This is a genomic window from Micromonospora cabrerizensis, from assembly GCF_022230955.1.
GTDB classification, from domain to species: Bacteria; Actinomycetota; Actinomycetes; order Mycobacteriales; family Micromonosporaceae; genus Micromonospora; species Micromonospora cabrerizensis.
Genome location: NZ_JAKKFI010000081.1, coordinates 101,928 through 121,173, shown reverse-complemented (window position 1 = coordinate 121,173; position 19,246 = coordinate 101,928). Strand labels below are relative to the sequence as shown.

General features: G+C 71.8%; 14 protein-coding genes, 1 tRNA gene and 1 pseudogene. 11 read left to right on the top strand and 5 right to left on the bottom strand.

The window, feature by feature from the left end; all coding sequences use genetic code 11:
- Nucleotides 1-41: 41 nt before the first annotated feature.
- A complete protein-coding gene (locus LADH09A_RS21660; protein ID WP_238647294.1) occupies nt 42-1,484 on the bottom strand; it encodes an MFS transporter in 1,443 nt (480 codons plus the stop codon).
- A gap of 85 nt (nt 1,485-1,569) precedes the next feature.
- Entirely contained in the window at nt 1,570-1,806 is a 237-nt protein-coding gene (locus tag LADH09A_RS21655) for a hypothetical protein (protein WP_238647293.1), read from the bottom strand.
- A gap of 146 nt (nt 1,807-1,952) precedes the next feature.
- Between LADH09A_RS21655 and LADH09A_RS21650 the strand changes: the two genes are divergently transcribed.
- Nucleotides 1,953-3,110 carry a geranylgeranyl reductase family protein gene (locus tag LADH09A_RS21650; protein WP_238647292.1) on the top strand — a complete coding sequence of 386 codons (1,158 nt, stop codon included), beginning with the start codon at nt 1,953-1,955 and terminating at the stop codon, nt 3,108-3,110.
- A gap of 79 nt (nt 3,111-3,189) precedes the next feature.
- Nucleotides 3,190-3,363 carry a hypothetical protein gene (locus LADH09A_RS21645; protein WP_238647291.1) on the top strand — a complete coding sequence of 58 codons (174 nt, stop codon included), beginning with the start codon at nt 3,190-3,192 and terminating at the stop codon, nt 3,361-3,363.
- Between the two features lie 170 nt (nt 3,364-3,533).
- On the opposite strand, the gene LADH09A_RS21640 is transcribed toward LADH09A_RS21645, so the two are convergent.
- The gene (locus LADH09A_RS21640; protein ID WP_238647290.1) at nt 3,534-5,327 is read right to left on the bottom strand and encodes a bifunctional metallophosphatase/5'-nucleotidase; all 1,794 of its coding nucleotides are present in this window, start codon (nt 5,325-5,327) and stop codon (nt 3,534-3,536) included.
- A gap of 186 nt (nt 5,328-5,513) precedes the next feature.
- Here LADH09A_RS21640 and LADH09A_RS21635 point away from each other — a divergent pair, with 186 nt between their 5' ends.
- On the top strand, nt 5,514-6,416 hold the full coding sequence (locus LADH09A_RS21635; protein WP_238647289.1) for an SDR family oxidoreductase: 903 nt from the start codon (nt 5,514-5,516) through the stop codon (nt 6,414-6,416).
- Between the two features lie 175 nt (nt 6,417-6,591).
- Nucleotides 6,592-7,374, top strand: coding sequence for a hypothetical protein (locus LADH09A_RS21630; protein WP_238647288.1), 783 nt, complete (start codon nt 6,592-6,594; stop codon nt 7,372-7,374).
- Nucleotides 7,375-7,509: 135 nt separating this feature from the next.
- Here LADH09A_RS21630 and LADH09A_RS21625 read toward each other — a convergent pair whose 3' ends face one another.
- Both LADH09A_RS21625 and LADH09A_RS21620 read right to left on the bottom strand, forming a co-directional pair.
- A complete protein-coding gene (locus LADH09A_RS21625) occupies nt 7,510-8,169 on the bottom strand; it encodes a nucleotidyl transferase AbiEii/AbiGii toxin family protein (protein ID WP_088951764.1) in 660 nt (219 codons plus the stop codon).
- The gene (locus LADH09A_RS21620; protein WP_179779166.1) at nt 8,166-8,507 is read right to left on the bottom strand and encodes a hypothetical protein; all 342 of its coding nucleotides are present in this window, start codon (nt 8,505-8,507) and stop codon (nt 8,166-8,168) included. Before LADH09A_RS21620 ends, LADH09A_RS21625 begins: the two co-directional genes overlap by 4 nt.
- A 901-nt stretch (nt 8,508-9,408) precedes the next feature.
- Between LADH09A_RS21620 and LADH09A_RS21615 the strand changes: the two genes are divergently transcribed.
- The 7 genes and pseudogenes from LADH09A_RS21615 (at nt 9,409) to selB (ending at nt 19,235) form a co-directional block, all read left to right on the top strand.
- Complete coding sequence (locus tag LADH09A_RS21615; RefSeq protein ID WP_238647287.1) at nt 9,409-9,969, top strand: hypothetical protein; 561 nt, start codon at nt 9,409-9,411, stop codon at nt 9,967-9,969.
- 461 nt (nt 9,970-10,430) lie between these two features.
- Nucleotides 10,431-13,682, top strand: a pseudogene (fdh, locus tag LADH09A_RS21610) (formate dehydrogenase); the annotation flags it as partial.
- Between the two features lie 13 nt (nt 13,683-13,695).
- On the top strand, nt 13,696-14,835 hold the full coding sequence (locus tag LADH09A_RS21605; protein ID WP_238647316.1) for a 4Fe-4S dicluster domain-containing protein: 1,140 nt from the start codon (nt 13,696-13,698) through the stop codon (nt 14,833-14,835).
- 230 nt (nt 14,836-15,065) lie between these two features.
- A complete protein-coding gene (gene nrfD, locus LADH09A_RS21600) occupies nt 15,066-16,043 on the top strand; it encodes an NrfD/PsrC family molybdoenzyme membrane anchor subunit (protein WP_274529927.1) in 978 nt (325 codons plus the stop codon).
- Between the two features lie 13 nt (nt 16,044-16,056).
- Nucleotides 16,057-16,152 (top strand) — tRNA-Sec (locus tag LADH09A_RS21595).
- 21 nt (nt 16,153-16,173) lie between these two features.
- The gene (gene selA / locus LADH09A_RS21590; protein ID WP_238647285.1) at nt 16,174-17,478 is read left to right on the top strand and encodes an L-seryl-tRNA(Sec) selenium transferase; all 1,305 of its coding nucleotides are present in this window, start codon (nt 16,174-16,176) and stop codon (nt 17,476-17,478) included.
- Nucleotides 17,479-17,480: 2 nt separating this feature from the next.
- Nucleotides 17,481-19,235, top strand: a complete 1,755-nt coding sequence (gene selB, locus LADH09A_RS21585; RefSeq protein ID WP_238647284.1) for a selenocysteine-specific translation elongation factor — start codon at nt 17,481-17,483, stop codon at nt 19,233-19,235.
- Nucleotides 19,236-19,246: the final 11 nt, after the last annotated feature.

The window sequence follows — 19,246 nt, the reverse complement described above, 5'->3', positions numbered from 1 at the left end:
GGCACGCCCATCCCGGGGTGCCGGCCAGCGGCGTAGCCGGGTCAGTTCTTGTGGTGGTTGTGGGTGCGGACGATGTCGATCAGCGCGCAGATCAGCGCGAGCACGATGATGCCGGTGGCCAGCAGGAGGGAGCGCTCGAAGGCGCTGGTCCAGTTGCCGCGGCTGTCGGCCAGCGACGAGAAGAACAACGAGCCGACGGCGGCGATGCCGGCCGCGGCGCCGATCCGCTGACCGGTCTGGAGCATCCCGGCGCCGCTGCCCGCCTGCCCGACCGGCACCTGGGAGAGGGTGATCGTCTGGTTGGGGGCGATCACCAGCCCGCTGCCGATTCCGGCGATGAGCAGTGGACCGGCGGCGACCCAGGGCGCGGGGGCGTCCGGCGCGAGTTTCAGCGCGACCACGGTCCCGGCCAGTCCGATCACCACGGCGAGCAGACCGATGGCGACCAGTGGTCGGCCGAAGCGGTTGACGATGCGGCCACCGAGCACGGCGGCGGCCGCCGAGCCCAGGGCGAACGGGGTGATGGCCAGACCGGCGATGAACGCGCTGTACCCGAGACCCATCTGGAGGAACAGGGTGAAGATGAAGAAGATCGCGGTGAAGCCGCCGAAGTAGACCAACGCCAGGATCGAGCCGAGTGTGTACGACTGGAGACGGAACAGTCGAAGGTCGAACAGGGGTTCGTGCTGGCGTGCGAAGCGCCGTTCCCAGAGCCCGAAGACGACCAGCACCGCCAGGCCGATCGGGATGAGCGCCCACTTCCAGGGGGTCTGCCACTGCTGCTCCTGCACGAGCGGGAGCAGGACGAGGACCACGCCCACGCCGAGCAGCAGGACGCCGACGGGGTCGAGTCGATGCCAGCCGGCCTGACCGGCGGGGCGGCCGGGCAGCAGACGCCAGCCGAGGATCACCGCGAGGACGCCGACCGGCACGTTGACGAAGAAGACCCACCGCCACCCGTGTTCCTCGCCGCCGATGGCGATGAGCAGCCCTCCGAGCAGCGGCCCGACCGCGGTGGAGATCCCGATGGTGGCGCCGAGCAGCCCGAACGGGCGGGCCCGCTCCGGCCCTCGGAAAAGTTGCTGGATGAGCCCGATGACCTGCGGGTTGACGATGCCGGCAGCGGCACCCTGAAGCAGTCGGGCAATGACCAGCCACGTCGGGGAGGTGGCGAGGCCGGCGAGCGCGCTGGTCACGGTGAACAGCGCGATGCCGAAGACGAACGCGTTGCGCCGACCGCGGGCGTCGCCGAAGCGACCGGCGGGGACCAGTGCCAGGCCGAAGGTGAGCGCGTACCCGGACAGGATCCACTGCAGGTCGCTCGGCGACGCGTGCAGCGCCCGGTCGATGGAGGGCACCGCGACGTTGACGATGCTCACGTCGAGCAGCGTCATGAACGCGGCGACCAGCCCGACGCCGACCGCCTGCCAGCGTCGTCGGTTCTCGGCCGCCGTCACCGGCTGCGGCGTCTGCGCCGCACTCATCGCGCCCCCCGTTGCTGTCGATCACGCATTGCTGATCGCTACCCGCCGCAACGGGGGGCGAATCGTCCTGGATGGCTCGGTGCCCTCACGCCATCTGGCGGGCGCAGAACCGGGGGCCGAAGTCGAGCCCGGCCATCGGCGAGTCCTCGCGGTGCAGCAGGCCCTTCTCGGTGAGCAGGTGCAGGGGGCTGTCCACCTGCTCCTGGGTCAGCCCGGATTCCTCGGCGATGAGGTCCGGGTACGGCACCTGCCCGCGTGCTTCCAGGGTGGTGACCGCCTGGTACACCCGTTGCTCGGCCTCCGACAGTTGCACCTGCTGCATTGGTTCCTCCTTCGTTTGTCCGCCGTCGTGCGGCGGTTGCCGTGCGCCGGTTACCCCCTGGCTGACCGAAGATGCACACCCGATTGGGCGGTCGGCGCCGGCTGTGGCGAAGGGCCCGGCGTTCGGCGGTGCCCTAGGCTGCTTTCGTGATCGTTTGGGACCTCGTCGTCGTCGGCGCCGGCCCCGCCGGGCTCTCCGCGGCACATGCCGCTGCCCGCGCCGGTGTCTCCACCCTTGTTGTCGAGCGAGCCGCGCACCCGCGCTACAAGACCTGCGGTGGTGGGCTGATCGGCACGTCTCTGGCGGCCGTCGCGGATCGGATCGAGGTGCCCGCGCACGACCGGGTGGACCGGGTCACGTTCACCCGCGACGGCCGCCGGGAGTTCACCCGCCGCAACGACAGTCCCGTCGTGACCATGGTGCGCCGCGAGGAGTTCGACGACCGGCTGCGCGCGGCGGCGGTCGCCGCTGGCGCGCAGATGCGGGAGCGGGTCGCCGTCCGCGCGATCGAGCAGGACCCCGATGGGGTACGCCTGCGGCTGGCTGACGGTACGACGATCGCGGCGCGGGCGGTGATCGGGGCGGACGGTTCGTCGGGTGTGACGGCCCGGCACGTGGGGGTCCGGTACCGGCAGGTGGACCTGGGCCTGGAGCTGGAGGTTCCGGTGCCCCCGGCGGAGCAGGAGCGGTGGCGGGGGCGTTTGCTGCTGGACTGGGGCGCGATGCCGGGGTCGTACGCCTGGGTCTTTCCCAAGGGTGACCGGTTGACCGTCGGGGTGATTGCCGGGCGGGGCGCGGGGGAGGGGACGCGGGAGTACCTGCGGCAGTTCGTGGACCGGCTGGGGCTGACCGGCTTGCCGGCGGAGCACGACTCCGGTCACCTGACCCGGTGCCGGGCGGAGGACTCGCCGTTGCGCAACGGCCGGGTGCTGGTGGTGGGGGATGCGGCGGGGCTGCTGGAGCCGTGGAGCCGGGAGGGCATCAGCTTCGCGTTGCGGTCCGGTGGGTTGGCCGGTGCGGCGGTCGCGGCCGGTGACGTGTGCGGGTACGAGCGGGCGGTCGCCGAGCGGCTGGTGCCGGAGATGCGGGCGGGCTTCCGGCTGCTGGACGTGTTCACCCGCCGCCCGGACGTGTTCCACGCCCTGCTGGCGACGCCGCCGGGCTGGCGGATGTTCGTCCAGTTCTGCCAGGGGCGGGCGAGCTTCGACGAGATGCTGGGGCGTCGACCCATCCGGGCGGCCCTCGCGGTCCTGGATCGGCTACCCACGCCGCGCCGCGCCCCTTCTATTCACCCAGGATCCTAGGATGCCCTACGCGGTGTGAGCAGACACTGGTGTCCAGTGGCCCAGCCGCTGGACAATGACAGGGAAGTAGGAGGCGCCGATGGCCGAGCAACCGTTCACCGACGACGAGTACGCGTTCCTGCGCCACACCCGGTTCGGCGAGTTGCCGCCCGCGGTGCGACCCGACGACCGTGTCGCCCTGACCGAGACCGACCCCGGGCGCGACCGCCCGGAGGAGGCCGAGGACCCGATCCGCTGGAACGTGCAGGGCTGACCTGCTGGACGTGCAGGGCTGGCCCGCTGGAACGTGCAGGGCTGACCTGCTGGACGTGCAGGGCTGGCCCGCTGGAACGTGCAGGGCTGACCTGCTGGATCGTGCAGGGCTGAGAACGCACGACGGGCCGCGGGTGTCGCCACCCACGGCCCGTTCGCGGTGCGCTGTGCTCAGAAGACCGGCACGCCCTCGCGTACCAGTCGCCAGTTCTGCTGGAAGAAGTCGGCCGGGTCGATCGTCCCCTTGGCCTGCGCCCAGTCGATGAGCAGTTGACGGATCTCCTGCTGCGCGTTGTAGACCTGGGTCTTGACGATGCCGGGGAAGTTGCCGCCGCCGCTGCGCCGGTAGTTGTTCACCGCCACCACGAACTGCGCGTTGTCGGCCACCGGGGTGTCGGTGCCGGCCAGCACCAGACGGGTGATCCGCTGCCCGACCGGCTTGGAGATGTCGATGTCGTAGTCGAGGCCGGAGAAGACGTCGTAGTTGTAGTCCGGCACCGTCGGGTCACTCAGCTGCTCCGGGTCGACCGGGGCGCCCGGCGCGAGGGTACGGAAGTACTTCGCCGAGTACTCCAGGTACGCGCGCACCTCGGCGCCGCTGAGCACGACGGCTTCGAGGGTGTTGTCGTACACGTACAGGCCGGCCACGTCGCGGATCTTGACGTCACCGGCGGGGAAGACCGCGGTACGACTGAACGGTGCCGCGATCGACAGCACCGGCAGGTCCGCGTACGTGGTGCCGGCCAGCGCCGCGCCGACCACCTCGGTCTGCACGTGGTTGATGAAGTCCAGGATCGGCGTGTCCTTGTAGCGTGACTCCGCCGCCGACAGTTCCACGGTGGACTGCGCGACCACCTGGTTGACGTACGCGATGGTCTTCTGGTGTTGGGCCCGCACGGCGGCGAGCACCTTCGGGTCCTCGACCACCGTGTTGGTGTTCAGCATGCTGGCGGCCTTCTTGGTGATCGTCCACCGGCCGCGCTCGCGGGTCAGGGTGAAGTCCATCCGGGTGAGCCGCTGGCCCCACTTCGACGGCTCGGAGAGCAGCACCTGGGCGCCGGTGCGCTCGTTGGTGACGAACCGCTCGACCACCTCGTTGTGCGCGTGGCCGAAGAGGATCGCGTCGATCCCCGGCACCTGCTGGGCGATCAGCGCCACCGGGTTCTCGTTCGGCAGCTCCGGGCCGTAGCTGGAGGTGCCGCTGTCCCCGCCGTGCGCGGAGATCAGCACGAGGTCCGCGCCGCGGGCCCGCATGATCGGCACCCACTTCGCGGCGGTCGCGACCATGTCGTCGAAGCGAAGCTTGCCCTCGACGTTGCCCTTGTCCCAGATGGCCACACCGGGGTTGGTCAACCCCAGGATGCCGACCCGCAGCGTGGGTGCGGCGAAGCCGAGCGAGACCTTCTTGATGACGTACGGCAGGAAGGCCGGCTTGCCGGTCTTCGCGTTGACCGCGTTCGCGGCGAGGGCCGGGAAACCGAGCTGACGGATCCACAGGTCCAGCAACGGCAGGCCGTAGTTGAACTCGTGGTTGCCCAGCGTCACCGCGTCGTAGTCGATGACGTTCATCGCCCGGGCCATCGGGTGCTTCTCCCCGGTGGCGGTGATCGGCTCCTGCTTGGCGTAGTACGTGGCCAGCGGCGTGCCCTGGATGGTGTCGCCGGCGTCGAGCACAAGCGTCGCCTTGCCGCGCCGCTCCCGACGGATCTGGTTGATCAGAGTCGCCAGCTTCGCGACGCCGATGTCGTTCTGCTTGCTGTCGTCGTACTCGGCGTCGCGGTAGTAATCCCAGTTGTAGACGTTGCCGTGCGTGTCCGACGTGCCCAGGAGGGTGAGGTCCCAGGTGCGCGGCCGGGCCGGGCGGCCGGCCGCCTGCGCGGGCGCGGCGGCGATCAGCGGGGCGGACGCCGCAGCCGCCGCGGCGACGAGCACCTGGCGGCGCGACGGGCCGGAGGGAGAGGTCATGACGTGCCTTTCCATGGGGGTGGACGCGCCTCGTGAGCGCCTTGCGCACCATAACCAGCAGGCGGCACACCCGCCACGCCAGCCCCACGTGCTGCCGCGGTTTCCGCAGACCGGGGCGGGGTAGGGCGGTCAGGGACGACATTCGCGGGGCAGCCCCCGCTTCCCGCGCGGCGCGAGGAGAGATCGGTGAGCGAGGACCAGCACACCCAGCAGGACCCGACCAGCCAGTACGGCCAGCAGTCCGGCCAGCCCGCACAACAGCAGTCACCACCCGGCTCGACCGGCGACATGACCCCGAAGCCGGATCACGGCGAGGAGTCGTACCGCGGCAGCGGCAAACTCGACGGCAAGCGGGCGCTGATCACCGGGGGTGACTCGGGCATCGGCCGGGCGGTCGCGCTCGCGTTCGCCCGGGAGGGCGCCGACGTGCTGATCTCGTACCTGAGCGAGGAGGAGGACGCCGACGCCCAGGAGACCATCCGCCTGGTCGAGGACGCCGGTCGGCGGGGGATCGCGGTCCGCGGCGACATCACCGACGAGGCGCACTGCCAGGAGCTGGTCGACCGGACGGTCCACGACCTGGGCGGCATCGACATCCTGGTCAACAACGCGGCGTACCAGATGTCGCAGGACAAGGGGATCCTCGGGATCAGCACCGAGCAGTTCGACCGGGTGCTCAGGACCAACCTGTACGCGATGTTCTGGCTATGCAGGGCCGCCATCCCGCACCTGACCGAGGGGTCGGCGATCATCAACACGGCGTCGATCCAGGCGTTCGACCCGTCGCCGCAGCTGCTGGACTACGCGACCACCAAGGCCGGGATCGCCAACTTCACCAAGGCCCTCGCCGCCGACCTGGCCGAGCAGGGCATCCGGGTCAACGCGGTCGCGCCCGGCCCGGTCTGGACGCCGCTGATCCCCGCCACGATGCCGGAGGAGAAGGTGAAGCAGTTCGGCACCGACACCCCGGAGGGTCGCCCCGGCCAGCCGGCGGAGCTGGCCCCGGCGTACGTCTTCTTCGCCTCGCAGGAATCCAGCTATGTGACCGGCGAGATCCTGGGCGTCACGGGCGGTCGACCGACCAAGTGATCCGCCGTCGAGGCGGGCGCTGCTCGGGTGCCCGCCCCGACGCGGCTCCTGGACCAACGGGGCGAAGCCGAAGGTCGGGCTCAGCCAGCGCGCGTGGGAGGTCCTGGCGGGGCTGTGGGCGGCCGACCAGCGCGGTCAACCGCTGACCTGGAGCTACTCGGCGACCATCGAGCACGTGCTGATCGACAGGCACATGCCGCTGCTGGCCGAACCGTGCCCGGACGGCTACCGCATCACCGACCGGGGCCGCGACTTCTACCGCAACCAGCACGCCGCGCACACGGCCGCGTACCCCACCGTCACCACCCCGCACCCCGACGGCGCCGACGCCGAACCTTGGCCGGCGCGCGCCGACGAACTTCTCGGCCAGCACCGGACCCTCTACCAAGCGCTGGTCAAGGCGTGGAGCGCCGCACACGACATGCACCTGGCCGCCGAGAGTGAGGCCAGCGCCGAACCGCCGGCGTCGGCAGCGGTCCTGCCCGCCGCGGTGACCGAGCAGGCCGCTGCAGTGCACGAGCTGTGGCAGGAGACCGGCCGTCAGCGCGCCAAGCTCGCCCACGCACACGTCACCGACCTGGCCGAACGCGCCGAGCGGGCCGCCCGCGTTTACGCTGCCGCCGCGCTGGGCGTCTACCACGCCGCGCTCACCAAGGCCGACCCGCTGGCCGGCCTGCAGCCGCCGACCGAAGTCGACGCCTGGGACGAGCCCCCGCTGACCCTGCGCGGCGAGACCGGCATCCACGCCATCGACGCCACCGTGAAGAAGCTGCACGCCGCCGCCGTGGGCGCTCCCCTGAAACGACGCGGCCCCGCACCGAAACGCCGTCGGACCGCCATCACCCGGCGACCCGAGCAACCACCACGGCCTGGCGCCGCCCACGTGAGTCGCGCACACGCGGCGGCGGCCTCCCCCGCCACAGCGCAGGAGGCCGCCGTTCGGTCCGGTGAGTCGTGATCCGGCCTCCGGGCGCTGCGCTGGGCCGGCGGCCCGTCTCGGTGCGTGGTTCGTTGCGCGGGCGGACTCGCCGACCAGCTCACCGCCGCAAGGGCGTGGGCCGTCTCGGTGCGTGGTTCGCCGAGGGCGGCTGGGTCAGCGTGGCCAGGCGGCGAAGCGCTGCCGGACCTGGGCGATGTCGGCGGCGCTCAGGCCGTAACGTCCGAAGCGTTGCTCGGGCAGGCGGTCCAGGTAGCGGCCGGCGGCGCGCACGTCGTCCGGGTCCAGCGCGGGGTCGACCTGCCGTGCCAGCACCAGCAGTTCGGTCACGTCGTAGTGCTCCAACGCCGCCGCCACGTCGATGAAGTCGCGGACCTCCCGCCGGTTGACCAGTGCCGCGATCTTGTTGGCCACCAGGTCGCGGACGTCCATCACCGGGCCGAGGTCCATCACCACCGGGCTCTGCTGGCGGTCCAACCGGGCGAGGCTGAGCCGGATCTGCCGTCCGTCCCGGCTCACCACGAAGTCCTTCATGTCCTGCTCGTACCCGTCGAACAGCTCGCCCAGCTCACTGTCCGGGTCGGCGTCGGTGACGAGGAAGCCGGCTCGCTCCAACGCCCCGCGCACCCCCGCGGAGGCCGCCGCGGCGGCACCCTCCACGTCCGCGAAGAGGTCGACGTCCTCCGTCGGGCGGGCGACCAACCCGTGCGCCGCCCAGGCCACCCCGCCACCCAACACGAACCGGTACGGTCCGGCGGCGGTGAGCGCCACCCGGGCCACCTCCCGGTAGAAGTCGTGCAGATGAGGCTCGGTCACGCCGCGCGCAGGCCGCGGTGCCGGCTCTCCCACGCCTGCCGTACGCCCCGAGGCAGGTTGAGCAGTCGCCACACCCGGCGTAGCGTCCGCCCGTTGATCAGGACGCGCAGGTCCTCGGTGCGGGTCGTCTCGCGCAGCACGTTCTCGTACATCCAGAGCAGCTGGTCGGGGTCGGCGAGGTCGAAGGTGCGCTCGGCGTTCCACATCAACCGCACCGGCAGCTCCACCACGCCGCGAGTGGGCCCGGCCAGCTCGACGAGCGTCCGCGCCACCACGGCAGGGCGACCCGGTCGGGCCAGGAAGGCCACGCCGGTCGCGGTGGGGGAGACGGCCTGCATGGTGTCAGGGTAACGCCCACCCGAGCCGGTGTCGCTCAAGACGATCCCTGCGCCCTGCCGCAGGCTGTTGACGGTGCTTCGCGGAGCCCAGGCCAACAGGCCGCCCGAGCGCCCGGGTCGGGCATCCTCCAACGGAGGTTCGTCCGATTTGTCCCGGCCTGCGACAGCTGAGGTTTCCGTGATCAACTCGGGTTTTTTGAAGTCGCGGTGTCATGCCGTCTCGGACACCCCGGGTTTCAGGAAGCCGAGTCGATCAAGCCCGATTTAGCGTCCTGAGGGCCGACCACGTCCGAGGCTGAGGGCTTTTGTCCGGTCTGAGGGGTCGAGTCGAGCGCGCCGAGCACCCCGCCACGAGGTTCACGGCCTCTGGGGCGGTTGGCCTGTGACCGGTCGCACCGGTGGGTCGGAATGATGGCCGGGCCGGGGTCGTTACATACCCTGACGATCGCAGGACTACGGCCTCACCGCCCCGCCCACCGGGGGTTGGAACAGCTGGTGGCGGGGTTGGAATGCCGCCCCGGGCCGCATCGTTGAAGCCCTTCCCAGCACCCCGCTCCATCGGGTGTCACGGGATGGCCCGGCCCCCGGAATGACCCCGGGCCCCCGGTCGTTGCAGTCCCCACGAGCGACCACCCGACTACCGCATCGCACGAGCGGACGTCGGGAAGCCACCCGGGAATGACCCCCGGATCCCGGTCGTTACACATGGACCCGGCGCCCGAGCCCTCCGGCTCGCAGGCCGCCGACCCGGCCCCCGCAAGCCCCCCGGCCTGACTGGTGCCGATCTCCCCCCAGACTTTTCCCCTTGTTTGATGCAGCGCCGGACGAGGTGCTCACACCCTGCGCCACCGTCTCCCCCGAGCGGTGAGCGGGTGTTCCTACCCCCGAAGGAGCTACCCCCATGAACACGATCATTCGTAAGAGCATGTTGTCTGTTGCTGGTCTCGCGTTCGCCGGTGGTGTGTTCGCCGGTCCGATCGCCGCGCACGCCAACCCGGTTGATGCCAAGCCCGTCGCTGTCGCGGTGCAGTCGGACGCGCCGAAGCCGCAGGGCGACCAGTCCCACATCACGTTGAATGACGAGCAGACCGCGAACGTCAAGGCGATCATCGCCGCGACGAAGAAGGCCGGCCTGCCCGAGCGGGCCGCGGTCATCTCGATCGCCACGAGCCTGCAGGAGTCGAAGTTGGAGAACCTGGGTCACCTCGGCGACGCCAACGACCACGACTCGCTGGGCCTGTTCCAGCAGCGCCCGACCAGCGGTTGGGGCACCCCGGAACAGATCACGAACCCGGAGTACTCCACGACGGCGTTCCTCAAGGGCCTCAAGCAGGTCGACGGGTGGCAGGACATGCCCCTGACCGACGCCGCCCAGACCGTGCAGGTCTCGGCGTACCCGGACGCGTACGCCCAGTGGGAGCAGCAGGCCACCGACCTGGTCGGCCAGCACTGGAACAGCTGACCCCCACACCGAACGACCCGACCACTGGCCGGCACGCCCATCCCGGGGTGCCGGCCAGCGGCATGTTCCGCACCTCGCGCGTCCCGGCTGGGGTCGTCGATCATGGAGTTGTGGTGCCGGACTGCTTCGGGCGGCTTGTCCAGCACCACAACTCCATGATCGACCCCAGTAGGCGGGGCGGGGCGGCGTGGGGTGGGAACACGGGTGGGGTCTGGTTGGTTGTGGTCAGTGTCGGTGTGACTCAGTGTCCCCGGGCCTCACCTAATATCGCCTTCGCGGAATACCGTTCGGCTGGAGCCGCGTCGTGCCACTCGCCGAGAGGCGACCTGCACACCGACACCAGCGCCGCCCCCGAGCCCACACGGCCCGGGGGCGGCGCTGTTTGGCTTCCCCCCGCTCGCGAAGATGTCTCGCCTGGCCTATGTTCATGGGGTCGCTCGCGTGGGAGGGGGTGTCGGGGCATGGGTCTGCGTACCTTCATCGAGGGTTGGCCGGTCTACCGACAGCTCACCGGCACCGACCCGCTGGGCCGGGGTGCGGCGGCGCAGTCCGCTCGTTCGGCGGGGCTGACCGCTCGCACCGAGGACGCCGACAGCGTTGCCCGTTCGGTGTGCCCGTACTGCGCGGTGGGTTGCGGTCAGCGGGTGTTCGTCAGGGACGGGCAGGTCAGCCAGATCGAGGGCGACCCGGACAGCCCGATCTCGCGGGGTCGGCTCTGCCCGAAGGGTTCGGCCAGCAAGAGTCTGGTGACCAGCCCGCTGCGGCAGACGAAGGTTCGCTACCGGCGTCCGTACTCGACGCAGTGGGAGGATCTGGACCTCGACACCGCGCTCGACATGATCGCCGACCGGATGCTCGCGGCTCGTGAGCAGACCTGGGAGGACGTCGACACGCAGGGCCGGCCGCTCAACCGGACGCTGGGTTTCTCCAGTCTGGGCGGGGCGACGCTGGACAACGAGGAGAACTACCTCATCAAGAAGTTGTTCACCGCGATGGGGGCGCTCCAGATCGAGAACCAGGCCCGTATTTGACACTCCGCCACCGTCCCCGGTCTGGGGGCCAGCTTCGGTCGTGGCGGTGCGACGGATTTCCAGCAGGACATCGCCAACGCTGACGTCATCGTCATCCAGGGTTCGAACATGGCTGAGGCGCACCCGGTGGGTTTCCAGTGGGTGATGGAGGCGAAGCGCAAAGGCGCGAAGGTCTTCCACGTCGACCCGCGTTTCACCCGGACCAGCGCGGTGGCTGACTCGTACCTGCCGATCCGCGCGGGCACGGACATCGCGTTGCTCGGTGGGGTGGTGCGTTACATCCTCGACAACGAGCTGGACTTCCGGGAGTACGTGCTGTCGTACACCAACGCGGCGACGATCGTGAGCGAGGATTTCAGCGACACGGAGGACGGCGACGGGTTCTTCTCCGGGTTCGATCCGGAGACCGGCACCTACGTGCAGGACAGCTGGCAGTACGAGGGCAACGAGGGCTCCTCCGGCAGTGGGCACACGGCCAAGGAGCGCGACAGCGCGTCGGGGCTGGAGCACGAGTCGCACGGCGCGCAGGTCGACGGGGACACCCCGCGGGACGAGACGTTGCAGCACCCACGCTGCGTCTACCAGATCCTCAAGCGACACTTTTCCCGCTACACCCCGGAGATGGTCGAGCGGGTCTGTGGCATCCCGCAGGACAAGTTCCTGGAGCTGGCCGAGGCGTGGACGCGGAACTCCGGCCGGGAACGCACCGGGATGCTGATCTACTCGGTGGGCTGGACGCAGCACAGTGTGGGTGTGCAGTACATCCGCACCGGCGCGATCATCCAGCTGTTGCTGGGCAACATGGGTCGCCCGGGCGGCGGGGTCATGGCATTGCGTGGTCATGCCAGCATCCAGGGCTCCACGGACATCCCGACGTTGTTCAACCTGCTGCCGGGTTACCTGCCGATGCCCCACCACGCCGACCACCCGACCTTCGACGAGTGGGTGGACAGCATCCGGCACCCCGGGCAGAAGGGTTTCTGGGGTAACGCCGGGTCGTTCGCCGCGAGCCTGCTGAAGGCGTACTGGGGTGACGCGGCGACACCGGAGAACGATTTCTGCTACGGCTACCTGCCGCGGATGACCGGTGACCACGGCACCTATCAGCAGGTGCTGAACATGATCGACGGGAAGATCAAGGGGTACTTCCTGCTCGGGCAGAACCCGGCGGTCGGTTCGGCGCACGGCCGGGCGCAGCGCCTCGGCATGGCCAACCTCGACTGGCTCGTGGTCCGGGACCTGTTCGAGATCGAGAGCGCCACGTTCTGGAAGAACGGCCCCGAGGTCGCCACCGGGGAGATCGTGCCGGAGGAGTGCCGTACGGAGGTGTTCTTCCTGCCCGCCGCCTCGCATGTGGAGAAGGAGGGCACGTTCACCCAGACGCAGCGGCTGTTGCAGTGGCGGGAGAAGGCCGTCGAGCCACCAGGCGACGCCCGCTCCGAGCTGTGGTTCTTCTACCACCTGGGCCGCAGGCTGCGGGAGAAGCTGGCCGACTCAAAGCTGCCGCGCGACCGGGCGCTGCTCGACCTCACCTGGGACTACCCCACGCACGGTCCGCGCGCGGAGCCGAGCGCCGAGTCGGTGCTGCGCGAGATCAACGGGTACGACGTGGCGACGGGCCGTCCGTTGTCCAGCTTCGCGGAGGCCCGCGCGGACGGCTCCACCGCGATCGGCTGCTGGATCTACACCGGGGTGTACGCCGACGGCGTCAACCAGGCGGCCCGGCGCAAGTCCCGACACGAGCAGGACTGGGTGGCTGCCGAGTGGGGGTGGGCGTGGCCGGCGAACCGGCGCATCCTCTACAACCGTGCGTCGGCGGACCCGGACGGCAACCCGTGGAGTGAGCGCAAACGCTACATCTGGTGGGATGCCGAGAAGGGCGAGTGGACCGGTCACGACGTGCCGGACTTCGAGAAGACCAAGCCGCCGTCGTACCGGCCGCCACCCGGCGCGTCGGGGACGGAGGGCATCGCCGGCGACGACCCGTTCATCATGCAGGGCGACGGGAAGGGCTGGCTGTACGCGCCCAGCGGTGTCCTGGACGGCCCGTTGCCGACGCACTACGAGCCGGTGGAGTCGCCGGTGCGTAACCCGCTCTACGGGCAGCAGGCCAACCCGACCCGCAAGATGTACGCGCACCCGGTGAACTCGGTGAACCCGAGCCCGCCAGAGGGGCACAGTCAGGTGTTCCCGTACGTGTTCACGGTCAGCCGGCTCACCGAGCACCACACCGCCGGTGGGATGAGTCGGACGGTGTCGCCGCTGGCCGAGTTGCAGCCGGAGATGTTCGTGGAGGTGTCCCCGGAGTTGGCCGTCGAGCGTGGTCTCGCCCACCTGGGATGGGCACACCTGGTCAGCGGTCGTGCGGTGATCGAGGCGAGAGTGCTGGTGACCGACCGGCTCACCCCGTTGCGCATCGAGGGCCGGTTGATCCACCAGGTGTGGTTGCCGTACCACTTCGGTTTCGAGGGTCTGGTGACCGGTGACTCGGCCAACGACCTGTTCGGCATCAGCCTGGACCCGAACGTGCTGATCCAGGAGAGCAAGGTCGGCACCTGCGACGTGCGGCCCGGCCGCCGGCCGACCGGACCGGCGTTGCTGGACCTGGTGGCCGACTACCAGCGGCGCGCCGGGATCGGCCCGGGTCACAACGCCCCGGCGGTCACCACCGACAGCGAGGGGAGGGAGCGCAGTGATTCCTGACCCGAACAGCCTCTACGGTCCACTGGACCCGGCGCCGGACGCCGGTTGGTCGTCGGCGCCGCCACGGATGGGGTTCTTCACCGACACCAGCGTCTGCATCGGCTGCAAGGCCTGTGAGGTGGCCTGCAAGGAGTGGAACGGTGTCCCGGAGAGTGGGCTCGACCTGCTGGGCATGTCGTACGACAACACGGGCGCGCTGACCGCGAACTCCTGGCGGCACGTCGCGTTCATCGAGCAACCTCGGCCGGCTGGTCACCGCACGCCGCCGTTCGCGGGGACGCCGACCGACGCTTCGGTCAGCGCGGCGTCGGCGGCCGTGGCGGCTGGCACCAGCAAACGCACCGGCACGGACCCGGGTGTGCCGACGGGCACGCCGTCCGCCGCCGCCCGGATGGCCGGGGGCGGGCCGGTGGACGTGCTCGGCGCGATCGCCGCCGATCCGACCGCCGCCAATCCGATCGCGGCCGATCCGACCGCCGCCGGCCTGGGCAGCGCGGGACCGCAGTTCCTGGGTATGCCGGGTGCGCAGCCGCCGGGGCGCGGGACGGGCGAGGAGGGGCGGACGGATTTTCGGTGGTTGATGATGTCGGACGTGTGCAAGCACTGCACGCATGCGGCGTGTCTGGATGTCTGTCCGACGGGTTCGTTGTTCCGGACGGAGTTCGGCACGGTGGTGGTGCAGGAGGACATCTGCAACGGCTGTGGTTACTGCATCTCCGCCTGCCCGTACGGGGTCATCGACCAGCGTAAGGACGATGGTCGGGCGTGGAAGTGCACGCTGTGCTACGACCGGTTGGGCGCGGGGATGACGCCGGCGTGTGCGCAGGCGTGTCCGACGGAGTCGATCCAGTACGGGCCGCTGGACGAGTTGCGGGAGCGGGCGGCCGCGCGGGTCGAGACGCTGCACGAGCGCGGTGTGCCGGAGGCGCGCCTGTACGGGCACGACCCCAACGACGGTGTGGGTGGTGACGGGGCGTTCTTCCTGCTGCTGGACGAGCCGGAGGTGTACGGGCTGCCACCGGACCCGATCGTGACCACCCGCGACCTGCCGAAGATGTGGAAACGCGCCGGCATCGCGGCCCTCGCCATGGCGGCGGCCACCGTCGCCGCGTTCGTCGGAGGCTCCTCGTGAGTCCGCACCGCCCCGAGGTGGGCGAGATCTTCCGCCGCTTCCGCGACCGGTTGGCCGCCGACGGTCGCCACCAACCGACGGACAGCACCGACCGGCCGACCGTGAACGACCACAGCACCGCCCGGGCGACCGCGAACGACCAGAGCACCGAGCTTCCGGCCGCGAACGGTGAGAGCACCGGCCGGCGGGGCAGGCGTGGTGGGGGCGGGCGTCGCGGGGGCGGCGAGGAACTGCGGGTGCCGGAGGCGGAGTTCACGTCGTACTACGGTCGGCCCATCCTGAAGGCGCCGGTGTGGAAGTGGGACATCGCCGCGTACCTGTTCACCGGAGGGCTCGCCGCCGGGTCGTCGCTGCTCGCCGCCGGTGGGCAGCTCACCGGTCGGCCCGCGTTGCGCCGTGCCGGGCGGGTCACCGCGCTGGCCGCCGTCAGCGCCAGCGCGGTCTTCCTGGTCAAGGACCTCGGCCGGCCGGCACGGTTCCACCACATGCTGCGCGTGGCCAAGCCGACCTCACCGATGTCCATGGGCACCTGGATCCTCACCGCGTACGGGCCGGCCGCGGGTGTCGCCGCGATCGCCGAGGCCGCCGGGGTACTGCCGCGCCACGGCCTGCTCGGGATGGCCGGTCGGGCGTTGCCGCCGGTCGGGAACGTCGCCGGGCTGCTCGCCGCCGGTACGGCGCCCGCGCTGGCCACGTACACCGGGGTGTTGCTGGCCGGCACGGCGGTGCCGTCGTGGCACGAGGCGTACCCCGAGTTGCCGGTGATCTTCGCGGGCAGCGCGCTGGCCAGCGGCGCCGGCGTCGGTCTGCTCGCCGCGCCGACGGCCCAGGCGGGGCCGGCCCGGCGGATGGCGGTGGCCGGCGCGGCCCTGGAGCTGTACGGCACGCACCGGGTGGAGACCCGACTCGGTCTGCTCAGCGAGCCCTACCGGCAGGGCAACCCCGGTTGGCTGCTGCGCGCCAGCCGGATGCTGACGATCGGCGGGGTCGCCGGCGCGCTGCTCGGTCGGCGCAGCCGGTTGGTCAGCGGCCTGTCCGGCGTCTCGCTGCTGGCCGCCTCGCTGGCGACCCGGTTCGGCATCTTCTACGGTGGCGTCGCCTCCGCCCGCGACCCTCGCTACACGGTGGTGCCGCAGCGCGAGCGGGTCGACGCCCGGCGCAGCGGCATGGATCTTCCATCTGATCGGGCGGCCCCGCCCGCAGTGTGATCGAATGTCCGGTGGAGGCGTTCAGGCGGCTGGTGCCCCTCCCGGTCTTCAAAACCGGTGTGGTCCGGGACCCGGGCCAGGCGGGTTCGATTCCCGTCCGTCTCCGCCAACCAGTGCAGGAGATGACGCGATGGGTGACGGGCCGGTGGACCCGCGACGCCGGGTGCCCCGCACCGACACGCTGCTGGCCGACCCTCGGCTGGCCGCGGCCAGCGCGACGCTGGGCCGCGACCGGGTGAAGGCGGTCGTCGCCCGGGCCCAGGAGCGGGCCCGCCGAGGCGAGCTGCACCCCGATGACGTACGCGACGCGGCGGTCGCCGCGTTGCCCGCGCCGGGCCCCCGCGTGGTGCTCAACGCCACCGGCGTCGTGCTGCACACCAACCTGGGCCGGGCGCCGTTGTCCTCCGCCGCGGTCGCCGCGGTGGTGGCCGCCGCCGGGCACACCGACGTGGAGTTGGACCTGGGCACCGGCCGGCGGGCCCATCGCGGCCGCGACGCCCTCGACGCGCTGGCCGCGGCCGTGCCCGACGCGGGCGCCGTGCACGTGGTCAACAACGGGGCCGCGGCGCTGGTGCTGGCCGCCACCGCGCTGGCCGCCGGCCGGGAGATCGTGGTCAGCCGGGGCGAGCTGGTCGAGATCGGCGACGGCTTCCGCCTGCCGGACCTGGTGGAGAGCACCGGCGCGCGACTGCGGGAGGTGGGTACCACCAACCGCACCACCCTCGCCGACTACGCCGCCGCGCTCGGCCCGCAGACCGGCTTCGTGCTCAAGGTGCACCCGTCGAACTTCCAGGTCACCGGCTTCACCTCGGCAACGCCGGTCCGACAACTGGCCACCCTCGGTGTGCCGGTGGTCGCCGACATCGGCTCCGGTCTGCTCACCGCGGATCCGCTGCTGCCCGACGAGCCGGACGCGGCCAGCACCCTGCGCGCCGGTGCCACGCTGGTCACGGCCAGCGGCGACAAGCTGCTCGGCGGCCCGCAGGCGGGGCTGCTGCTCGGCGACGTCGCGCTGGTCGACCGGCTGCGCCGTCACCCGCTGGCCCGGGCGTTGCGGGTGGACAAGCTGACCCTGGCCGCGCTGGCCGCCACCCTGCACCAGCCGGACACGCCGACCCGCAGTGCGCTGCACGCCGACGCGGGTGCGCTGCGCAGCCGGGTGGAGCGGCTGCGCGACCGGCTCGGCGCGGACGGCCGCAAGGCGGAGGTGGTGCCGGCCGCCGCGGTGGTCGGCGGCGGCGGGGCCCCCGGCGTCGAGTTGGACTCGTGGGCGCTGAGCCTGCCCGAGCGGTACGCGGAGCCGCTGCGCACCGGCGAGCAGCCTGTGCTCGGGCGGGTGGTGCGGGGTCGGCTCCTGCTCGACCTGCGCTGCGTGCCCGAAGAGGCCGACGAGACGGTCCGCGCGGCCGTGCTGCGCGTACCCGGGGACGACTGACCGTGTTCGTCGTCGCCACCGCCGGGCACGTCGACCACGGCAAGTCGACACTGGTCCGGGCGCTGACCGGGATGGAACCCGACCGGTGGGCGGAGGAACGCCGTCGGGGGATGACCATCGACCTGGGGTTCGCCTGGACGACGCTGCCGTCCGGCGGCACCGTCGCCTTCGTCGACGTGCCCGGGCACGAGCGGTTCGTGCCGAACATGCTCGCCGGGGTCGGCCCGGTGCCGGCGGCGCTGATCGTGGTGGCCGCCGACGAGGGCTGGATGCCGCAGTCCGCCGAGCACCTGGCCTCGCTCGACGCGCTCGGTGTGGCGTACGGCCTGGTGGCCGTCACCCGCGCGGACCTGGCCGACCCGGGGCCCGCCATGGCCCGCGCCCGGGCCGAGATCGCGGCGACCAGCCTCGGCACGGTGGAGGCGGTGGCGGTCAGTGGCCTGACCGGCGCCGGCCTGCCGGAGCTTCGGGCGGCCCTGGAGCGGCTCGCCGCCGGACTGCCCGCGCCGGTGACGGACGACCCGGTCCGACTGTGGGTGGACCGCAGTTTCACCGTGCGGGGCAGCGGCACCGTGGTCACCGGCACCCTCGGCGTCGGCCGGTTGCGGGTGGGCGACGAGTTGGAGCTGGCCGGGGCCGACGAGCCGGTGCGGGTACGTGGCCTGCACTCACTGGGCGAGGCTCGACCGGAGGTGGCGGCGGTGTCCCGGGTCGCGGTCAACCTGCGCGGTACGTCCCGTGACCGGCTCGGCCGTGGCGACGCGCTGCTCACCCCGGGCCGGTTCCACCGCACCGACCTCGTCGACGTGCGGCTGAGCGGCGATCCGGCGGCCGACCTGCCGGCCACCCTCACCCTGCACGTCGGGTCGGCGGCCGTGCCGGTACGGGTCCGCCCGCTCGGCCCGGACACCGTACGACTGCGGTTGGCCCGTCCGTTGCCGTTGCTGGTGGGCGACCGGGCGCTGCTGCGTGACCCGGGTCGGCACCACGTGACCGGCGGGGTGCGGGTGCTGGACGTGGCACCGCCACCGTTGGCCCGCCGGGGTGCCGCCGTCGCCCGCGCCCAGGTCCTCGCCGAGCTGGACGGTCGTCCCGACCTGGCCGGGGAGCTGCGCCGTCGCCGGCTGGTCCGCGCCGACGCGTTGACCCGGATGGGTGTGCCGGTGCACGCCGCGCCGGTGGCCGGTGACTGGTTGGCCGACCCGGCGCACTGGCAGCGGCTGGGCGAGCAGGTGAGCGAGGAGGTCGCCCGCTACGCCAGGGAGCACCCGTTGGAACCGGGGATGCCGGTGGACGCGCTGCGCCAGCGCCTCGCCCTGCCCGACCGGGTGCTGGTCGAGGCGTTGGTCCGGCCGCCGCTGCGGATCCACGCCGGGCGGGTCGGGGCGGCGGGCGCCGACGCGCTGCCTGAGCCGGTGGCGCGGGCCGTGCGGCGGGTCCGCGTCGAGTACGGTGACCGGCCGTTTCGCGCCCCCGAGGCGGACCGCCTCGTCGACCTCGGTCTGGGCCCGCGCGAGATCGGCGCGGCGGTGCGGGCCGGCGCGCTGCTGCGGCTGGCCGACAACGTGGTGCTGCTGCCCGACGCGCTCGACGACGCGGTCCGGGTGCTGGCCGGGCTGCCGCAGCCGTTCACGCTGTCCGCGGCCCGGCAGGCGTTGGACACCACCCGTCGGGTGGCGGTGCCCCTGCTGGAGTTGCTGGACCGTCGGGGCGCGACCCGACGACTGCCCGACGACGCCCGGATCGTCGTCACCTGAGCAGTCGTCAC

Excerpts from the sequence above, each read along its gene's own strand:
- LADH09A_RS21660 (WP_238647294.1), bottom strand. The coding sequence starts at position 1,484 with ATGAGTGCGGCGCAGACGCCGCAGCCGGTGACGGCGGCCGAGAACCGA.
- LADH09A_RS21655 (WP_238647293.1), bottom strand. The coding sequence starts at position 1,806 with ATGCAGCAGGTGCAACTGTCGGAGGCCGAGCAACGGGTGTACCAGGCG.
- LADH09A_RS21645 (WP_238647291.1), top strand. The coding sequence starts at position 3,190 with ATGGCCGAGCAACCGTTCACCGACGACGAGTACGCGTTCCTGCGCCAC.
- LADH09A_RS21640 (WP_238647290.1), bottom strand. The coding sequence starts at position 5,327 with ATGACCTCTCCCTCCGGCCCGTCGCGCCGCCAGGTGCTCGTCGCCGCG.
- LADH09A_RS21620 (WP_179779166.1), bottom strand. The coding sequence starts at position 8,507 with ATGCAGGCCGTCTCCCCCACCGCGACCGGCGTGGCCTTCCTGGCCCGA.
- LADH09A_RS21615 (WP_238647287.1), top strand. The coding sequence starts at position 9,409 with ATGAACACGATCATTCGTAAGAGCATGTTGTCTGTTGCTGGTCTCGCG.
- selA (WP_238647285.1), top strand. The coding sequence starts at position 16,174 with ATGGGTGACGGGCCGGTGGACCCGCGACGCCGGGTGCCCCGCACCGAC.